General features: G+C 53.6%; 14 protein-coding genes. All 14 read left to right on the forward strand.

Translation table 11 applies throughout. The annotated features are described in order from the left end of the window. The first annotated feature begins 66 nt into the window (after positions 1-66). Positions 67-1449 carry an undecaprenyl-phosphate glucose phosphotransferase gene (locus KGFNPO_RS08300; protein ID WP_472634274.1) on the forward strand — a complete coding sequence of 461 codons (1383 nt, stop codon included), beginning with the start codon at positions 67-69 and terminating at the stop codon, positions 1447-1449. 103 nt (positions 1450-1552) lie between these two features. After that, on the forward strand, positions 1553-2071 hold the full coding sequence (locus KGFNPO_RS08305; RefSeq protein WP_472634275.1) for a hypothetical protein: 519 nt from the start codon (positions 1553-1555) through the stop codon (positions 2069-2071). Between the two features lie 112 nt (positions 2072-2183). Next, entirely contained in the window at positions 2184-3161 is a 978-nt protein-coding gene (locus KGFNPO_RS08310) for an EpsD family peptidyl-prolyl cis-trans isomerase (protein WP_472634276.1), read from the forward strand. Positions 3162-3245: 84 nt separating this feature from the next. Continuing rightward, on the forward strand, positions 3246-4034 hold the full coding sequence (gene epsE, locus KGFNPO_RS08315) for a polysaccharide export protein EpsE (protein WP_472634277.1): 789 nt from the start codon (positions 3246-3248) through the stop codon (positions 4032-4034). A gap of 58 nt (positions 4035-4092) precedes the next feature. Then, entirely contained in the window at positions 4093-5517 is a 1425-nt protein-coding gene (gene epsF / locus KGFNPO_RS08320; RefSeq protein ID WP_472634278.1) for a chain length determinant protein EpsF, read from the forward strand. A gap of 57 nt (positions 5518-5574) precedes the next feature. After that, complete coding sequence (gene epsG, locus KGFNPO_RS08325) at positions 5575-6480, forward strand: chain length determinant protein tyrosine kinase EpsG (RefSeq protein ID WP_472634279.1); 906 nt, start codon at positions 5575-5577, stop codon at positions 6478-6480. Positions 6481-6600: 120 nt separating this feature from the next. After that, on the forward strand, positions 6601-7653 hold the full coding sequence (locus tag KGFNPO_RS08330) for an acyltransferase family protein (RefSeq protein ID WP_472634280.1): 1053 nt from the start codon (positions 6601-6603) through the stop codon (positions 7651-7653). Beyond that, positions 7643-8614: a glycosyltransferase family A protein gene (locus KGFNPO_RS08335; RefSeq protein WP_472634281.1), complete on the forward strand. Its 972-nt coding sequence runs from the start codon at positions 7643-7645 to the stop codon at positions 8612-8614. Before KGFNPO_RS08330 ends, KGFNPO_RS08335 begins: the two co-directional genes overlap by 11 nt. A gap of 298 nt (positions 8615-8912) precedes the next feature. After that, positions 8913-10355, forward strand: coding sequence for a lipopolysaccharide biosynthesis protein (locus KGFNPO_RS08340; RefSeq protein ID WP_472634282.1), 1443 nt, complete (start codon positions 8913-8915; stop codon positions 10353-10355). Then, positions 10356-11453, forward strand: a complete 1098-nt coding sequence (locus KGFNPO_RS08345; protein ID WP_472634283.1) for a glycosyltransferase family 2 protein — start codon at positions 10356-10358, stop codon at positions 11451-11453. Between the two features lie 53 nt (positions 11454-11506). Continuing rightward, positions 11507-12445 (forward strand): glycosyltransferase family 2 protein, encoded by a 939-nt coding sequence (locus tag KGFNPO_RS08350; RefSeq protein WP_472634284.1) that lies wholly within the window; start codon positions 11507-11509, stop codon positions 12443-12445. Between the two features lie 13 nt (positions 12446-12458). After that, entirely contained in the window at positions 12459-13865 is a 1407-nt protein-coding gene (locus KGFNPO_RS08355) for an O-antigen ligase family protein (RefSeq protein ID WP_472634285.1), read from the forward strand. Then, the gene (locus KGFNPO_RS08360) at positions 13855-14376 is read left to right on the forward strand and encodes a serine O-acetyltransferase (RefSeq protein WP_472634286.1); all 522 of its coding nucleotides are present in this window, start codon (positions 13855-13857) and stop codon (positions 14374-14376) included. The genes KGFNPO_RS08355 and KGFNPO_RS08360 overlap by 11 nt, the downstream gene beginning before the upstream one ends. A gap of 36 nt (positions 14377-14412) precedes the next feature. Further along, positions 14413-15684, forward strand: a complete 1272-nt coding sequence (locus KGFNPO_RS08365) for a glycosyltransferase (RefSeq protein WP_472634287.1) — start codon at positions 14413-14415, stop codon at positions 15682-15684. Positions 15685-15686 lie beyond the last annotated feature (2 nt).

Raw genomic sequence — 15686 nt, forward strand, 5'->3', positions numbered from 1 at the left:
ACTTGGGTACTGTCTGCGCTTCGCCTTCGCACTCACGATTGATGGTGAAAAGGGACGAGGTAGATCATGACCGTCAGCGACCTTCCAGTGCTATCGTTTTTCAAGCGCGTGCTTGATCCTCTCGTTATATTAAGCACACTGTACTTATTGACCCTGGCACAAAACGAACAGTTTTCCGGCAATTACCTGGTGCTGGCGATTATTGCTTTTTTCATTTCGTCGTACGTTCACGAGCAGATCGATTCATACCGCAACTGGCGGCGCGGCAGGCTGCTGGCATTCGCAGGTGATATTTTTTTCGGTTGGACAATCTTCGTTGCGGTTCTGGTTTTTATCGGCTATGCCACCGGATTTTCTTATAAATATTCCGATCGTGTCATCTTGTCCTGGTTCATCATTACGCCTTTCGTACTGCTGGCGGGTCATCTGGCATTGCGCAAAATAGCTTCCAACCTGCGCGGGGGCGGGCAAGTACGTTCTGTGGTGATCGTCGGCGCCAACGAGGTCGGTATGAAACTTGCTGATCGCATTACCGAATATCCTCACATGTTCATGGATGTGCGCGGCTTTTTTGATGACCGGGCCAAAACTCGTCTTCCGGCGGAACTCGATATTCCACTGCTCGGTCGCATGGTGGATATCGCTGGCTATGTCCGCGAGCACAATATTAATGTGATTTTTATCAGTCAGCCGATATCGGCGCAGCCACGCATACGCCAATTGCTCGAAGAGTTGCAAGACACTACCGCTTCAATTTACTTTCTGCCTGATATTTACATCTTCGATCTGATGCAGGCGCGCTTTGATGAGGTAGGTGGCGTGCCGGTGGTCGCGATCTGCGAAACCCCATTTACCGGCATTAATAGCTTGGTCAAGCGCTTGAGTGACATCGTGTTTGCCACGCTTATCCAACTATTGTTAGCGCCCGTCATGTTATCGATCGCGTTGGCTGTCAAGTTGACATCGCCCGGCCCGGTTATCTTTAAGCAACGGCGCTACGGCTTGAACGGTGAAGAAATTATCGTCTATAAGTTCCGCTCTATGGCTGTGTGCGAGGATGGTGCGAAGGTGACCCAGGCCCAAAAAAACGATCAACGGGTAACTAGGCTCGGCGCTTTTCTGCGCCGCAGTTCTCTCGACGAATTGCCGCAGTTCATCAATGTATTGCAGGGGCGGATGAGTATCGTCGGTCCGCGGCCGCATGCGGTAGCGCATAACGAGCAGTACCGCGGATTGATTAAGGGCTACATGCTGCGCCACAAGGTCAAACCCGGAATTACCGGGTGGGCGCAAGTGAACGGACTTCGAGGCGAAACTGATACTTTGGACAAGATGGCGGCACGCATTAAATATGATTTGGATTATCTGCGCAACTGGTCAATATCGCTCGATCTATGGATCATCTTGCGCACCGTGAAGGTGGTGTTAGGTCGAGATAATGCCTATTAATTTGAGCCACTTTTCATAAACTGCTGCGTATCCAATGCGAAAAAGTCCGACGCGTCCGGCGTGGAATTTGCCGGCGTTTTGAAACAAACTAAAAGGGGTTGCAATGAGAAAACAGCGATTGTTGTTGGGTGCGCTGATCTTTAGCGTTTCCAGTTGGGCCAGTGCTAGCGTACCGATTATTAAGTTGCCTGAATCCCAGAGAGTAGAAGTAAATTTTTATTCGCTCCTTGCTTTGAATAACACTTTTTTCGGAATCAGAGACAACAGTAAGCCGGTCGAAAATAATGCAGGCAATGGCATGCGCGATCTGCAGTCGGCGCCCGTTTCACCTTTGGCATTTGGCATTTTCTCAGGCATCTTGAAGCAAGTGGGAAATATGTCTTCCTTGACCGATCACCAAGTAAGTGAAGGGTCATTCTCGTCTTACGCTAAAGGGGTATCTTCATCTTATATCGGGTCAGTTTTCGATGCCGGTCCCCGCAGCGCTGAACTGCGCTACGGCCCGCTGGTTGCGTCGCCGCCAGCGCTGAAAAGTTGGGCCGTTCTGTTGCTTGCCGTTGGCTGCGTGATTTATCTGGGACGTCGTCGGCAACGTCCGTTTGGTTATCGAAAGTTAAATTGAGTGCCGTGTCTATTAGCGCATTGACGACATGTTGCTGGAGCGATCAGTGCTCTTCCCTTGCCTTTTATCGCTGGGTTGGTCCAGAAAAAAACAATCTTGAAGGATCTAAATTTTGATTTTCCAAAAAGTTAGCCCATGCATTCAGACTGGGATAACTAACTATCCGACCTTAAAAAGGCAGGCATTGCTCGGCGCCCTCGCGTTGGTTGCGATTGTGAGTCTGTCTGCCTGCGACCGGCAAGCGAGCTCGGAAGCTAAAGTTGAGCGCTCATTACCATTAGTTAAGGTCAACGACGTCGAAATCGCCATGCTGCAACCCGTCGATGATTTGGCACCTGCCGAAGGCCGCCCAACAGCTACTAAAGAGGCAGTCAATAAGCAATTGCTGGAGATGTTGATCGACCGCCAGTTGCTGCAGAAGGAGGCACTGCACAATGATCTCGACCGTGATCCTCAAGTGATCCAGGCGATTGATCACGCCAAGACACAAATCCTGGCCCAAGCTTATCTGCAAAGCAAGTTCGCCACCATAGGCAAACCTTCCAGGGCCGAAGTTGATGCGTACTTTCAGGCGCACCCCGAGTTATTTACCCAACGCAAGTTGTTCTACATGAATGAATTGGTGGTTGCCACCAAGGACTTTAGCGCGCAACTCAAAACAAGACTTGATTCTGCCAAATCGATCGAGCAAGTCGCGACCTGGCTCGATAAGAATCACGTGCAATATAAACGCACCCAATTGACGCGTAGCACTGCGGATCTTGCGCCGGAAATGATAACGAAGCTGCGAACAATGCGCAGGGATCAATTGTTCGTCATTAAGGCAGGTGAATACAGCATGCTTGACTCTATTTATGATGTAAAACCCAGTCCTGTTACGGCGGCAGTGGCCGCTCCTCAAATTGAACTCTATCTGCGCAACAAAAAACGCAAGGAGATCGGTGATATGGAACTTGGACGCTTGCGCGCATCGGCCAAAATCGAATATCTCAACAAAAAGCAACTAGCTTCAGCGACCTCGCCAGCAGCCAAGACAGCCGGTTCGCCTACGACGATACAAATACAAAACGGCATGACAGGACTCAAGTAGGGCGGTCTGCCTGGTTTTGCGGCTATCAGCTGAATATGGGTTAAATATCGATTAAGAATCGACTAAGAATAGGATGAACAAAAAATGACAAAAATTATGATGGCCGTATTGGTATTGGTGCTCAACGCCTGGAGCGCCGGCGCCAGCGCCGAAGATGTTCAGCTTGGCCCGAGCGATGTATTGAAAATTTCCGTGTATGGAAATCCTGATCTGTCACTTGAGACCAGAGTGAGCCAAACCGGCAGCATCACTTTTCCCCTGGTGGGCGAAGTCAAGGTTGGTGGACTTGCCACCTCGGCGGCCGAAAAGGAGATCGCAGGCTTGCTAATGAGCGGCGGCTTTGTTCGCGAGCCACAGGTGAATATTCTAGTCACCTCGTCGCAGAGCCAAATGGTTTCGGTCCTGGGTCAGGTTACCAAACCAGGACGCTATCCGATCAATGGAAAGCATAGCGTAATCGATATTCTGGCGCTTGCCGGGGGTGTGGTGCCGGATGGCGGCGACAAGGTAATCTTGATTCGCAAGCGCAACGGCCAGAGCAAAAAAGAAGTGATTGACCTGACCGACATGATGCGCTCTGGCAATATGAAAAAGGATCTGGACTTGATTACCGACGATGTTGTGTACGTCGAGAAAGCACCCAGATTCTATGTCTACGGCGAGGTCCAGAAGCCCGGTTCTTATCGCCTGGAGCGCAACATGACGGTGCAGCAGGTACTGTCGGTCGGCGGCGGGCTGACTGCGCGTGGCACCGAGCGCGGCATGCGCATCAAACGACGCGATGCGGACGGCAACGTGCACGAGTTTAAAGCCGGCAGCGAAGATTTAATTCAGAATGATGACGTAATTTACGTTAAAGAAAGCTGGTTTTGATTTGTGCAGACACGCTTATGCAGAGTCGAAATTGCCATCATGAACTAAGGACCGTCCAATGAATTTATCCCAATTTTTGCTGATCCTGCGCGCGCATTATAAGCTCATCCTCCTCACGCTCATCGTGACTGTGGCAGCGGCATTTAGCGTGACCGTGATCAAGCACAAGACCTACAAGGCAACGACATCGCTGGTGCTCAATTACAAGGGCAGCGATCCCGTGACCGGCGTCGCTATGCCGTCACGATTATTGCCCGGTTATATGTCGACGCAGGTCGATATTGTCAAGAGCCTGAGCGTCGCATCGATGGTGGTCGATGCACTCAAACTGGCCGAAGGCGAGGATGTGAAGCAGAGCTTCATGAAATCTACCGGTGGCGAAGGTAACCTCCGTGACTGGGTGGCTGCGGGGCTGCTGGGCAAGCTTGAGGTTGAACCGTCGCGTGAGAGCAGCGTACTCAACATCACTTTCACGAGCTTTTCTGCGCAGATGGCAGCCAACGTTGCCAATGCTTTCGGTAATGCCTATCAACAAGTGAGCGTCAAACTGAAAGTCGATCCATCGAAAAAAACCGCAGTGTATTTCAACGATCAGATCAAGTTGTTACGCGACAATTTTGAACTCGCGCAAAACAAGCTTTCCAAATATCAGCAGGAAAATGGCATTGTCAACTCTGACAAAAGCCTCGATGTCGAATCCGTCCGCCTTAACGAACTCTCCAGTCAGTTGGTGGCCGCGCAAGGACTGTCGATGGAAGCGGGGTCGCGTCAGAGCCAGGTCCAGGGTAGTAAAGCGGCCGACTCACCCGATATCGCGAACAATCCGATGATACAGAGCCTCAAGATGGGATTGGGAAATGCCGAATCGAAGTTCTCCGATATCAAGCAAAAACTGGGCGAGAACCATCCGCAATATCAGGGTGCCAAAGCCGAAGTGGACAAGCTGCGCGCAGATCTGAACGCACAAATCGGCGCCGCCTCGAATACGGTCAGCAGCAATGCGTCCATCATGCGACAGCGTGAAGCCGAGATACGTGCAGCATTGGGTGCACAAAAAAGCAAGGTACTGAAGCTTAATCGTACGCGCGATGAATTGTCCGTCCTCAGCAAGGACGTGGACAGTGCGCAACGCGCCTACGAGACCATCTCGCAGCGTTTGACGCTGACCAATCTTGAAGGACGGTCGAACCAATCCGATATCGCTGTGCTTACTCCTGCGCTCGTGCCTCTTATGCCGTTCGGTCCGAATCTTATGCTCAATACCCTGCTGGCACTCGTTGTCGGTACGCTACTTGGCATCGGTGGTGCGGTAATTCTTGAACTGTTCGACAGGCGCGTGCGTTCAGCTGCGGATTTGGCCGGATCGATCGGGCTTCCGGTACTTGGCGTAATAAAGAAATCCAACGCAGTGGCGCGCCAACAATCCAACAAGGCGGCGATCACGCGGCGCGACCCATCTACCGGATCGTCGGTTGCCGGTTAGTTGCAGAGGGCAGTCGCAGAGAACAACAATAGGCAGAAGCAACTACCTTGGAAAAAAATGATAGATACCAACATACCAGTGAAAACCAGCACCGAGTCAGAGTTCGCCGGTAAAGAAGATACCAGCCACCCGCATCGTTCAATAGGTGCGATCCTGGTCGATGCCGGACGTCTCAGCGCCGATAACGCTGAAAAAATTCTGCACCTTCAGCGCGAGCGTGGCCAGCGCTTCGGCGAAACTGCGATCGGTCTGGGTTTATTGACGCAGGCCGACATCGAACTGGGATTGTCGCGCCAGTTCGATTTCCCCTATCTATTGAAAGGCGAAAGTCAGGTCAGCCATGAGCTGATCGCAGCTTACGATCCCTTTAGCACACAGGTTGAAGCGCTGCGGGCGTTGCGCAGCCAGCTCATGCTGCGTTGGTTCGATAGCGCTAAAGAGCACACTGCGCTCGCGATCACCAGCCCGGAACGCAACGAAGGTCGTAGCTTTCTCGCTGCGAATTTGGCCGTGGCGTTCTCACAGCTCGGTGAGCGTACCCTTTTGATCGACGCCGACATGCGCAACCCGCGCCAGCACGCACTGTTCGGCCTGCCAAACCGGACTGGCCTGTCCGCCATTCTTTCCGGTCGCAGCAACATCGACGCAATTGTGCGCATTCCCTCGCTGATCGATCTTTCCGTGCTGCCGGCCGGTGTCATACCGCCCAATCCGCAGGAATTGCTGGCACGATCGCTGTTCCAGCAATTGCTGCATGAGTTGGCGCGCAGGTACGATGTCATCCTGATTGATACTCCTGCTACGGATGTGTTCGCGGATGCCCAATGCGTCGCTGCCCGTGCCGGTGCAGCGCTGGTTGTCGCGCGCAAAGACATCAGCCGCATTCGTGCAGTCCGTAATTTGGTTGACACGATGAAACAAGCCAGCGTCGTCGTAGTTGGTACGGTGCTGAATGCGTTTTGATCGCATGAGTCTTGATCGCACAAGTTTTGATAACTACAGCAGTCCAAAATCGTGCTTGATTGCGCCGCTGCCGGCTCTTGCCTGCAGGTGGGGCAACGCCATCGCCAGGGCTCTCTGTTTATGAAAAGACAGATCTGGATAGACGTATTGAAGGGCATGGGCATCATCTTGGTGGTGGTGGGACACACCACGTATAACCAAGTGCTGTTCAAGACGATTTTCATGTTCCACATGCCCTTGTTTTTTTTGATCGGCGGCTGGCTGCATAACGCGGATATTCCGCAGCGTAAATATTTGAAGGCGAAGGCGCGCAGCTTGCTGCTGCCGTACCTGAGCTTCTTGCTGATTCTGTGGCCGCTGGAATTGCTTGTTGCGTTTCCCGATCAGCCCTGGACCGGCGCCTGGATGCTCACTGAATTGATCAAGCCGATGTTGGTTGGCGGACAGCTTTTGACTGGCTTTGCTGCGGTGTTCTGGTTCGTGACATGCTATTTCCTGACGCAGCAGTTGATGCACTTCCTGTTGCGCAGATACTCGATGCAGCGCTGCGCGCTGATTTGCAGTGTGATGCTGGTATGCGCCTACCTGAATGCCTCGCTGTTGCGTCCGTGGTGGTTGCCCTGGAATGCCAATGTCGTACTCGTCGCCGCTCCGTTTTATTTCATTGGCTATTGGGCGCGCTCCCGCAATCTTGCCAGCGGCATTGCCAGCGATGTTGTCAACGAGGTTACTAAATTCATGCCGGTGTTTGCGGCGTTTGTAGCCATGGCGCTGACTGCGGTGGCGCTCATCGTGCTCGGTTACCACAATAATTTCGACATGAAAGCCGTTGACTACGGATTCCCTGTTGTCACGTTCGTCAGCGCACTGGCGTGTGTAGCGGTGCTGGCAGTGATCGCCCGGCGCCTGCAGTCAAACATTGTTGGGCGCGGCCTTGCGGCGATTGGCGGCGCCTCGATGACGATCATGTTCCTGCACCAGTTTGTGCAGCTGATGATGGGGAAAAAGCTCGGCATAGAACAGGCTCTGCCGCGCATCGTGGCGGCCCTGGTGGTGTGCTATCTGGTCCATGAGTTACTGAAAAAATCGCCGCTTATGGCACGTTTTTTCCTTGGATTGCAAGCGAATAAAAAGCCGCTTGCGGCGGCCGATGGATTAAAAAATGCAAAATAAAACTAAGATTACTGCAATCGTACCGGCATACAACGTAGAAAATTATATTGCCGCGGCGATCGATTCTTTACTGAATCAAACCGAAAAATTTCATGAAATTATTATTGTCAATGACGGGAGTACCGACGGCACCGGAGCGTTGATCGACCAATACCAGGATATCGCCGGGGTAAAAATTTTCCACACCGAGAATAATGGGCAAGGGTGTGCCAGAAATTTTTCCTTGTCTCAGGCCAGCGGCGATTATCTGTATTTTTTTGATTCCGATGATTTACTCAATGCGGATTTTGTCGAATCGATGCATGCATTAGTGCGCCGGAAGCCCGAGATCGACATCATTTATTTTTCAGGCGAGTCATTTCTGGATGACGGATGCAGATCGGACTACATGCCGTCGTATGACAGAAAAATTGACATGGAGTATCCATCCGGCATTGAAGCGACAGGTTTCATGCTGCGTTGGGATGTCTATTTCGCTAGTCCCTGCCTGTATCTATCCAAAAAAGTTTTATGGGATGACAACAAGCTGTCGTTCATGAATATTGTGCATGAAGACGAAGAGATCATCATGCGGCTGAGTTGTTCTGCCGGTGTGTCGCACTGTCTTAGCAAAGTTTTCTTCAAACGTCGCATCCGTCTGGAATCGACGATGACGCTGCCGAAATCGAAACGCAATGCGATTGGCTATCTGCGCACGCTGGAATCGATTGCGTCCTATTGCAAAATAAACCGGGTGCAGGTTGCGCCAATTTTGGGTGATTTGGTCAGACGTTTTTACAATATTTTGCGTGGATATTTTGCGCTATGCAAAGCGATCAATTTACCTCCGGAATATAAAAAACTATTTATCCTGCTTATCAAGTTAGGCCGCTTTCCCGCTCCCAGACAGCTTTACGAAATGTGGGTTCCTCCGGCTTTTCATGCAAGGATTTCTTACGTTAAACGCAAGCTGTGCAAATAAGAAATTCCACAGTTGATGCAGCGCATTGTCCACGAAAGACACGAACAGGATTCAAAGCCCGACGAGTTTCGAAAAAACAAGGGGTATAGCAATTTTCATGGCATTTTCCGCATATATTCATTGCGGTAACAAAATATACGCCAGTAAGTACAAAATAGGCATCGAGCCCTTGCCTGGCAACCTGGGCAGCGGTTCCGAAGCACTCCATTGCCACCTTTTTACGTGCCTTTCGTGGACATCGTTTTCACCATGATGAACCTGCACAGCAACAGTCACACAGAAAAAATAAGGATAAACGTTGTCCACAATTTCAAATGCACGATGGGTCGCGCTGTCGCAAGCGGCCAGGGTAGTGTCGCAATTGGTCAGCATGACCGTGCTGGCGCGATTGCTGGCGCCCGAAGCGTATGGTCTGATGGCATTGGCCGCTATCGTGACCAATCTCGCCTATCTTTTCCGGGATATGGGAACGGCTGCCGCCGTGATTCAGGCCAAAGATGTTTCGCCGGTGATGGCAAGCACGGTGCACTGGACCAATGTCGGTCTTGGGCTGCTGATCGGGGTTCTGATTGCTGCCACCGCGCCGGTGATGGCACATGTTTTTCATGAGGCTGGGCTGGCCAACGTGCTGTACCTGCTGGCGTTTGTGTTTCCGATGACCGGCTTGAGCGTGTTGCACCAGGCTTTGCTGGAACGTGAGTCGAAGTTCTCGATCGTGGCCAGCGCGGAGATTGTCGCTGCACTGGCCGGCTTGGCGGTCGCGCTGTTGTTGGCCTGGCGCGGGGCCGGTGTGCTGAGCCTGGTATTTCAGATCATTGCCGCGACTCTGGTGTCGACCACCATCATCGTGCTGCGTTCGACATTTCGCCCTGGCATGCATTGGAGCGCGCAGGCGTTCAAATCGATCGCCCGCTTCAGCGGCAATTTGTCACTATTCAATGTCGTGCTGTATTTTTCCCGCAACTCCGACAGCATGGTCATCGGCAGAATTCTCGGCACCGCCGTGTTGGGAGTCTATTCGATGGCATATCGGGTGATGCTGTTCCCGCTGCAAAACATGACCTTTGTCGTGTCGCGCGTGCTGTACCCGATCATGAGCCGCAAGCAGGATGATGTCGCCGATGTGGCGCGTTTGTACCTGAAGGCGGTCGGCTTCATCGCCTTCCTGACGGCGCCGCTGATGGCAGGTTTGTTCGCCCTGAGAGAGCCCTTTGTAAACCTGTTGCTGGGCGAGAAATGGCACGCATCGGCGGTGATTCTTGCCTGGCTGGCGCCGGTCGGTTTCATCCAATCGCTAGTCAGCACTACCGGCACGGTGCTGATGTCACGCGGCAGTACCGGTCTGATGCTGCGGCTGGGTCTGCTGGGAGCGGTGTTGCAGGTCAGCGCTTTTGTGGTCGGTGCCCGCTGGGGTATCGAAGGTGTGGCGGCCGCATATCTGGCGGCCAACATCCTCAATGCAATCCCCGCCCTGTATTTCAGCGGACGCATGATAGGCATCACTTTGGGCGCGCTGATGCGCTGTATCGCGCCAGCCGTTGCAGCGTCGGTTTTCATGGCTTTTGTGGTGATTGCGATGGCAGAAACCGTCTCGGCTTCCGTCCCTAACGCCTTGCTGGCATTTCTGATCATGGTCGTCATGGGCGCTGCGACGTATGGCGTGGCAAGTCTGTTGCTGCTGCGCCCGCAACTCATCAGCCTGCGCTCATTTTTAGGTTTTCAGAAGAAAGTAGAGGGGTAGATGGCCACTTTTGACGTATTGCTGCCGGTAAAAAACGGCATCGCTTTTCTTGCCGAGGCGATCGACAGTATCGTGCATCAGACTTTCAAGGATTGGCGTCTGATCGTTCTGGATCACGGCTCCACCGATGGCAGTCTCGAACTGGCACAGGCTTATGCCGAACGCGATGCACGAGTCATCGTTCGCCGTTTCCCTGAGGCGCAAGGGCTGTCCGGTTTACTCAACTGCGGCCTGGATCTGTGCGATTGCGCATATGTGTTGCGCCAGGATGCCGACGATGTCTCGCTGCCGGAGCGCATGGAAGTGCTGGCACGCACATTTGAAGCCGATAGTGCATTGGTGGTGGTGGGTTCGCTGGGCGACGTCATCGATGCGCGCGGCAAGATCATAGGAAAAATCGATATGCCCACCGGACGCCATGGAGTGGCCGCAGGTGCATTGTTTCGCACGCCGATCTGCCATCCAGCGGCCGCGATGCGGCTCGATGGGATGCGTCGATTAGGTAGGGCAGGGGGGCCGGGTGTTCGCTATGGCGAGGATTTCATCGGCGCGGTGCCGGCCGAGCGCAGGCTGCAGGTTCCGGGGCTGGCGGAAGATTACTTCTTGTTCGGACAATTGGCACTGGTCGCACCGTGCATGAATATCGACCGCGGCCTGATCCAGTACCGATGGCATGGCGCCAACGTCGGGGCCACCAAACACCTGGCGCAAATGCAGGTGGCGCTGAATATCTCCCGCTATCTTGCCGAATCCATCTCCATTGTGCATGGTGTGACGCAGCTTGATCCGGCACCGTTTTGCAACCATGGCGAGCGCTTGTTCGAGATCGAGGGACAGACCGATTTTTCTGCAGAATATGCAGCGCTGCGCCAGGTCCTGGTGCAGATTGTGCCGGCCAGCGTTGAGTTGGAGCGCGAATTGGCTTTTCGCAAGGTGATTTCCAACAGAGCAAAGGCAACGATGGCTGCACGCTTTTGCTCCTACGCTGTGCGCCATGGTGTGCGTCCGGCAGAATCAAACACAATCAGCTCCTGGATGTTGCACGGCTTTAAAAAACAGCCCATTTTGAAACTCAAGCCCTCCGGATTGTTGCCATGAGCATCGCCGGCAATATTACCGAAATTACTGGAATCACTGGAGAAGGATTGCGCATGCTTACCACGTCTACCACGCCAGCCATGCCCGTCGTTAGCATCATCATTCCCTCGTATAACCGAGGGTATTGCATCGCGCAATGCATCCGAAGCGCACTGAAGCAGACCTTCACAGACTTCGAAATTATTGTCGTTGACGATGCATCGAGCGACGATACGCGGGCCCAGGTTTTGCGCATTTCCGACTCCCGCATCCACTACATCGCGCATGACTCCAACCAAGGCGGGGCAGTCGCACGCAATACCGGCATCCGGATCGCGCAAGGCGAGTTCGTCGCCTTCCTCGATAGCGACGATTACTGGCAGCCGGACAAGCTGGAAAAGCAAATTGCGTCCTTGCGGCGGCTTGGCCCGACATGCGGCCTGAGCTACACCTGGCTTTCTTGCGTCGATGACGACGGCACTGAAACCTTGCGCATCAACCCCGAAATCGAGGGCGAGTGCTTCGAAGAGATGCTGGTAAAGAACTTCATGGGTACTTTTTCCAATATTGTCGTGCGCAAGTCCTTGCTCATCGAGGTCGGGGCACTGGATGAATCATTTCGCAGTTGCCAGGATTGGGACTTGTTCATCCGCCTGACCCGGCGCGCATCGGTGCATTGCTTGCGCGAATACGCAGTCTGCTATTTGCTAAGCGCCTCCGACAAGGTTCGGATTTCAACTAATCCACGCTCCGTGATTCAGGGGCACCGACGCATTCTGAAGAAATATGCGCACGATTATTCGGCATTGGCGCTGCCGTACCGGCGTCGCGCGTTTGGCTTTTTCATGCGGGTATTTGCCGACGCGGGCAGTGTTCCCGACGCGATTGCAAGCGGCTTCAAGCGCTTGCGTTGCGGACTCTCGCTTGTTGAAGTGAAAGATTCTGCTCACCTGATGCTGCGTGTATCAAGAAGGTTCTTGATGATGAAGATGCATGCATTGCGTCGTGCCTGAAGGTCGTATTCTTATGGAAAAACGCTTCTTTTTATCGTCCAGGCAGTTCTCTGTGGCTGCGCTTGTCCTGATTGCCATTCTGGTGGGACTGTCGCTGCCGGCGTATGTGGGCGCGATGGATGACAATATTGCGCGTTCGATGGCGTTGCCTGCGGTGCTCCTTTTGGGCCTGCTGTTGTTGTACAGCCGGGTAATGCTGCTGATGCTGATACTTTTGTTCAGGTCTTCCGGTGACTTAATCTTTGAATCAACGCGGTTTTCTTTGGGCGCAATGCAAATCGGCGTGGGTGGCTTGATCAATGTTTTTGTGGTTTTGATTGCATTGCTGCTGGTAGTCGAGAAGCCAAGCTTCGTGCCGAAAAAAATGCTCTCGATGTGGGCTCCGTTTCTCATTCTGGCAGTCGTCGGTGTCGTGATCTCCCCGGAAAAAGGCGCTGCGATCCGTGTCCTGCTTGCACTGATCTCCTATTTTGCGATTTTTGTCAGTGCCTTTTATGTGGTCCGGTCGCCGGACGATTTCAAGCGCTGCGTACGGGTCGTTTTGTGGTCTTCGGTGTTGCCGGCACTGTATGCCCTGGCTGATATGGCGCTGCACGGCGGCATTACCGGGCCACATGGAGCACGGCTGATGAGCACATTCTCGCATCCGAATATCTTTGCATTCTATTTGACGCTGGTTGTCTCCTTGGGTTTTTACGTGCTCAAGAGCGCAACTTATACGTTGTCAAACCGGGACCGGGTGATATTAACCGCGTATACATTTCTGATGCTTGCGTTCCTGATGTTGACGCAAACCCGAAGCGCCTGGATCGCATGCTTTTCGTTGTTCGCCGCATACGGCTTGTTTTTTGAGCGGCGATATCTGCTGTATCTGATTTTGCTTCCTTTGCTTGCCTTGCTGATCCCGAGCGTGCGCGATCGTTTGCTTGATCTGGGTGCCGGCAATGAAGTCGTCCAGTATGCAAAATTGAACTCGTTCGCCTGGCGCGTGTATCTCTGGGAGTCCGCCTTTAATTGGATGCGCCCGGAGAATTACCTGCTTGGATACGGTCTGGATTCATTTCAACGCTATTCCCCAACGTTTTTTCCACTTGCAGGGAAAACCAATTTCAATGCCCACAATATTTACGTCCAGTGGATTTTTGAATTGGGTGCGCTCGGTTTGCTCGCGTATGTGTGGCTGTTCGGGCGCTTGTTATGGTTGCTCAGGAAGATGCTGCCGATCAATAAGCTGGGCGGCTTCGTTCTGATATTGCTGGTAATTCAATATTTGATGGTTTCCTTCTCAGACAATATGGCCGCGTATCTGGCTTTCAATTGGTATTTTTGGTTTATCGCAGGTTCGGCATGCGCGGTGGTGGCGGCTGACGCGAAATCGAAATCGGACAAAAACATGGGAGGTGATGCCAATGGCGCGTGATCCAGACTGGTCTGCCGACCTGCAGCGGTACGGCGTATCTCGCCCCTTCTTGCAGGAACAATCAATTTGGGCGGTGTGGACTTACCGTTTCGGTCGGCGTTTAGACCAACGCCCCGAGGGCCTGGTCAAGCGCCTGTTGACGACCGGGTATTGGCTGCTGTTTCGTGTGGTCGAGACGACCGTCGGCGTGAGTCTGCCCAAGTCGGTACGGATTGGACCAGGCTTGCGTATATGGCATTTTGGTGGAATTTTCATTCATCCCGAAACGGTAATCGGATCGAACTGCACGCTAAGACAGGGTGTAACTATCGGCAATCGCCGGGAAGGCGGTCCGGTTCCGGTGCTCGGAGATAACGTCGAACTGGGCGCCTACGCGCAAGTTCTCGGCGGTATCCGCATCGGCAATGGTTGCAAGATCGGGGCAATGGCGGTTGTGTTGTGCGATGTCCCCGATGGCGCCACAGCGGTCGGGGCGCCGGCCAGAATTACTCTTTCGAAATGCGCCACGTAGTGAAGGTGAAGGTATTTTATGGATAAAACGAAACGAATGAAAATTGCGTATCTGGTTAATCAGTATCCAAAAGTAAGCCATAGTTTTATCCGGCGCGAAATTCTCGCGCTGGAGCGGCAGGGGTTCGACGTCCAGCGGATCGCGGTTCGTGGCTGGGACGGCGAACTGGTGGACGATGAGGACCTACGCGAGCGTGATCGCACGCGCTATGTTTTGCAAGACGGGATGGCAAGCTTGTTGGCTGCGAGCATGCGCATGCTCGCAGCCAGTCCGCTGCGGTTTCTTCAAGCATTGCGATTGGCGCTGAAAATGGGCTGGCGGGCGGATCGGCCGTGGCCGTTTCACCTGATCTACCTGGCGGAGGCCTGTCGCATCGTTCCCTGGTTGCGCGAATTAGGTGCGCGCCATCTGCATGCGCATTTTGGAACCAATTCTGCGGAAGTGGCGATGTTGGCGACGACCTTGGGTGGCCCGCCCTACAGCTTTACCGTGCATGGACCTGAAGAATTCGACAAACCGGAATTTCTTGGGATCAAGGAGAAAGTCAGTCGCTCCGCTTTCGTGGTAGCGATCAGCTCCTTTGGCCGTAGTCAGCTATTTCGTTGGGTCAAGTATGTCGATTGGCCCAAGGTGCATGTGGTGCATTGCGGGCTTGAGCCGGTGTTCCATGCGGTGCCTGCGGTGCCGATTCCCGCCGCACCTCGCGTGGTATGCGTGGGACGATTGTGCGAACAAAAAGGGCAATTGCTGCTGGTGAACGCGGTCAGCCAATTGGTCCGCAAGGGCATCGAGATCGAGTTGGTGTTGGCCGGCGACGGAGAAATGCGGGCCGAACTGGAGTCGCTAATCGTGCAGCGCAGGCTACAGGCCAGGGTGCGCATTACCGGCTGGATCAGCAGCGACCAGGTACGAGCAGAAATTCTGGCGGCGCGGGCGCTGGTGCTGCCGAGCTTCGCCGAAGGGCTGCCGGTCGTGATCATGGAAGCGATGGCCTTGCGGCGACCGGTACTGACCACCTATGTGGCGGGGATACCCGAACTGGTGCGTCCGGGCGAGAGCGGCTGGCTGTTTCCTGCCGGGGATGTCGATGCGCTGGCAGCAGCGCTGGAGGAATTTTTGGCGACGCCTGTTGCGGTACTGGAATCGATGGGCGAGGCAGGCTACCAACGCGTGCTGGAACGCCATTCGGTCGATATCGAAGCGGCAAAACTGGCGCAGCTGTTTTGCGCCGGGCAGGCTGCAGCTGCAGCTCCAGCCAGTGAAGCGGCGTCAGCCGCAGTATTGCTTGTCCCTGACCAAGTGGAGTGAAC

This window comes from Gelidimonas diazotrophica, from assembly GCF_055694025.1.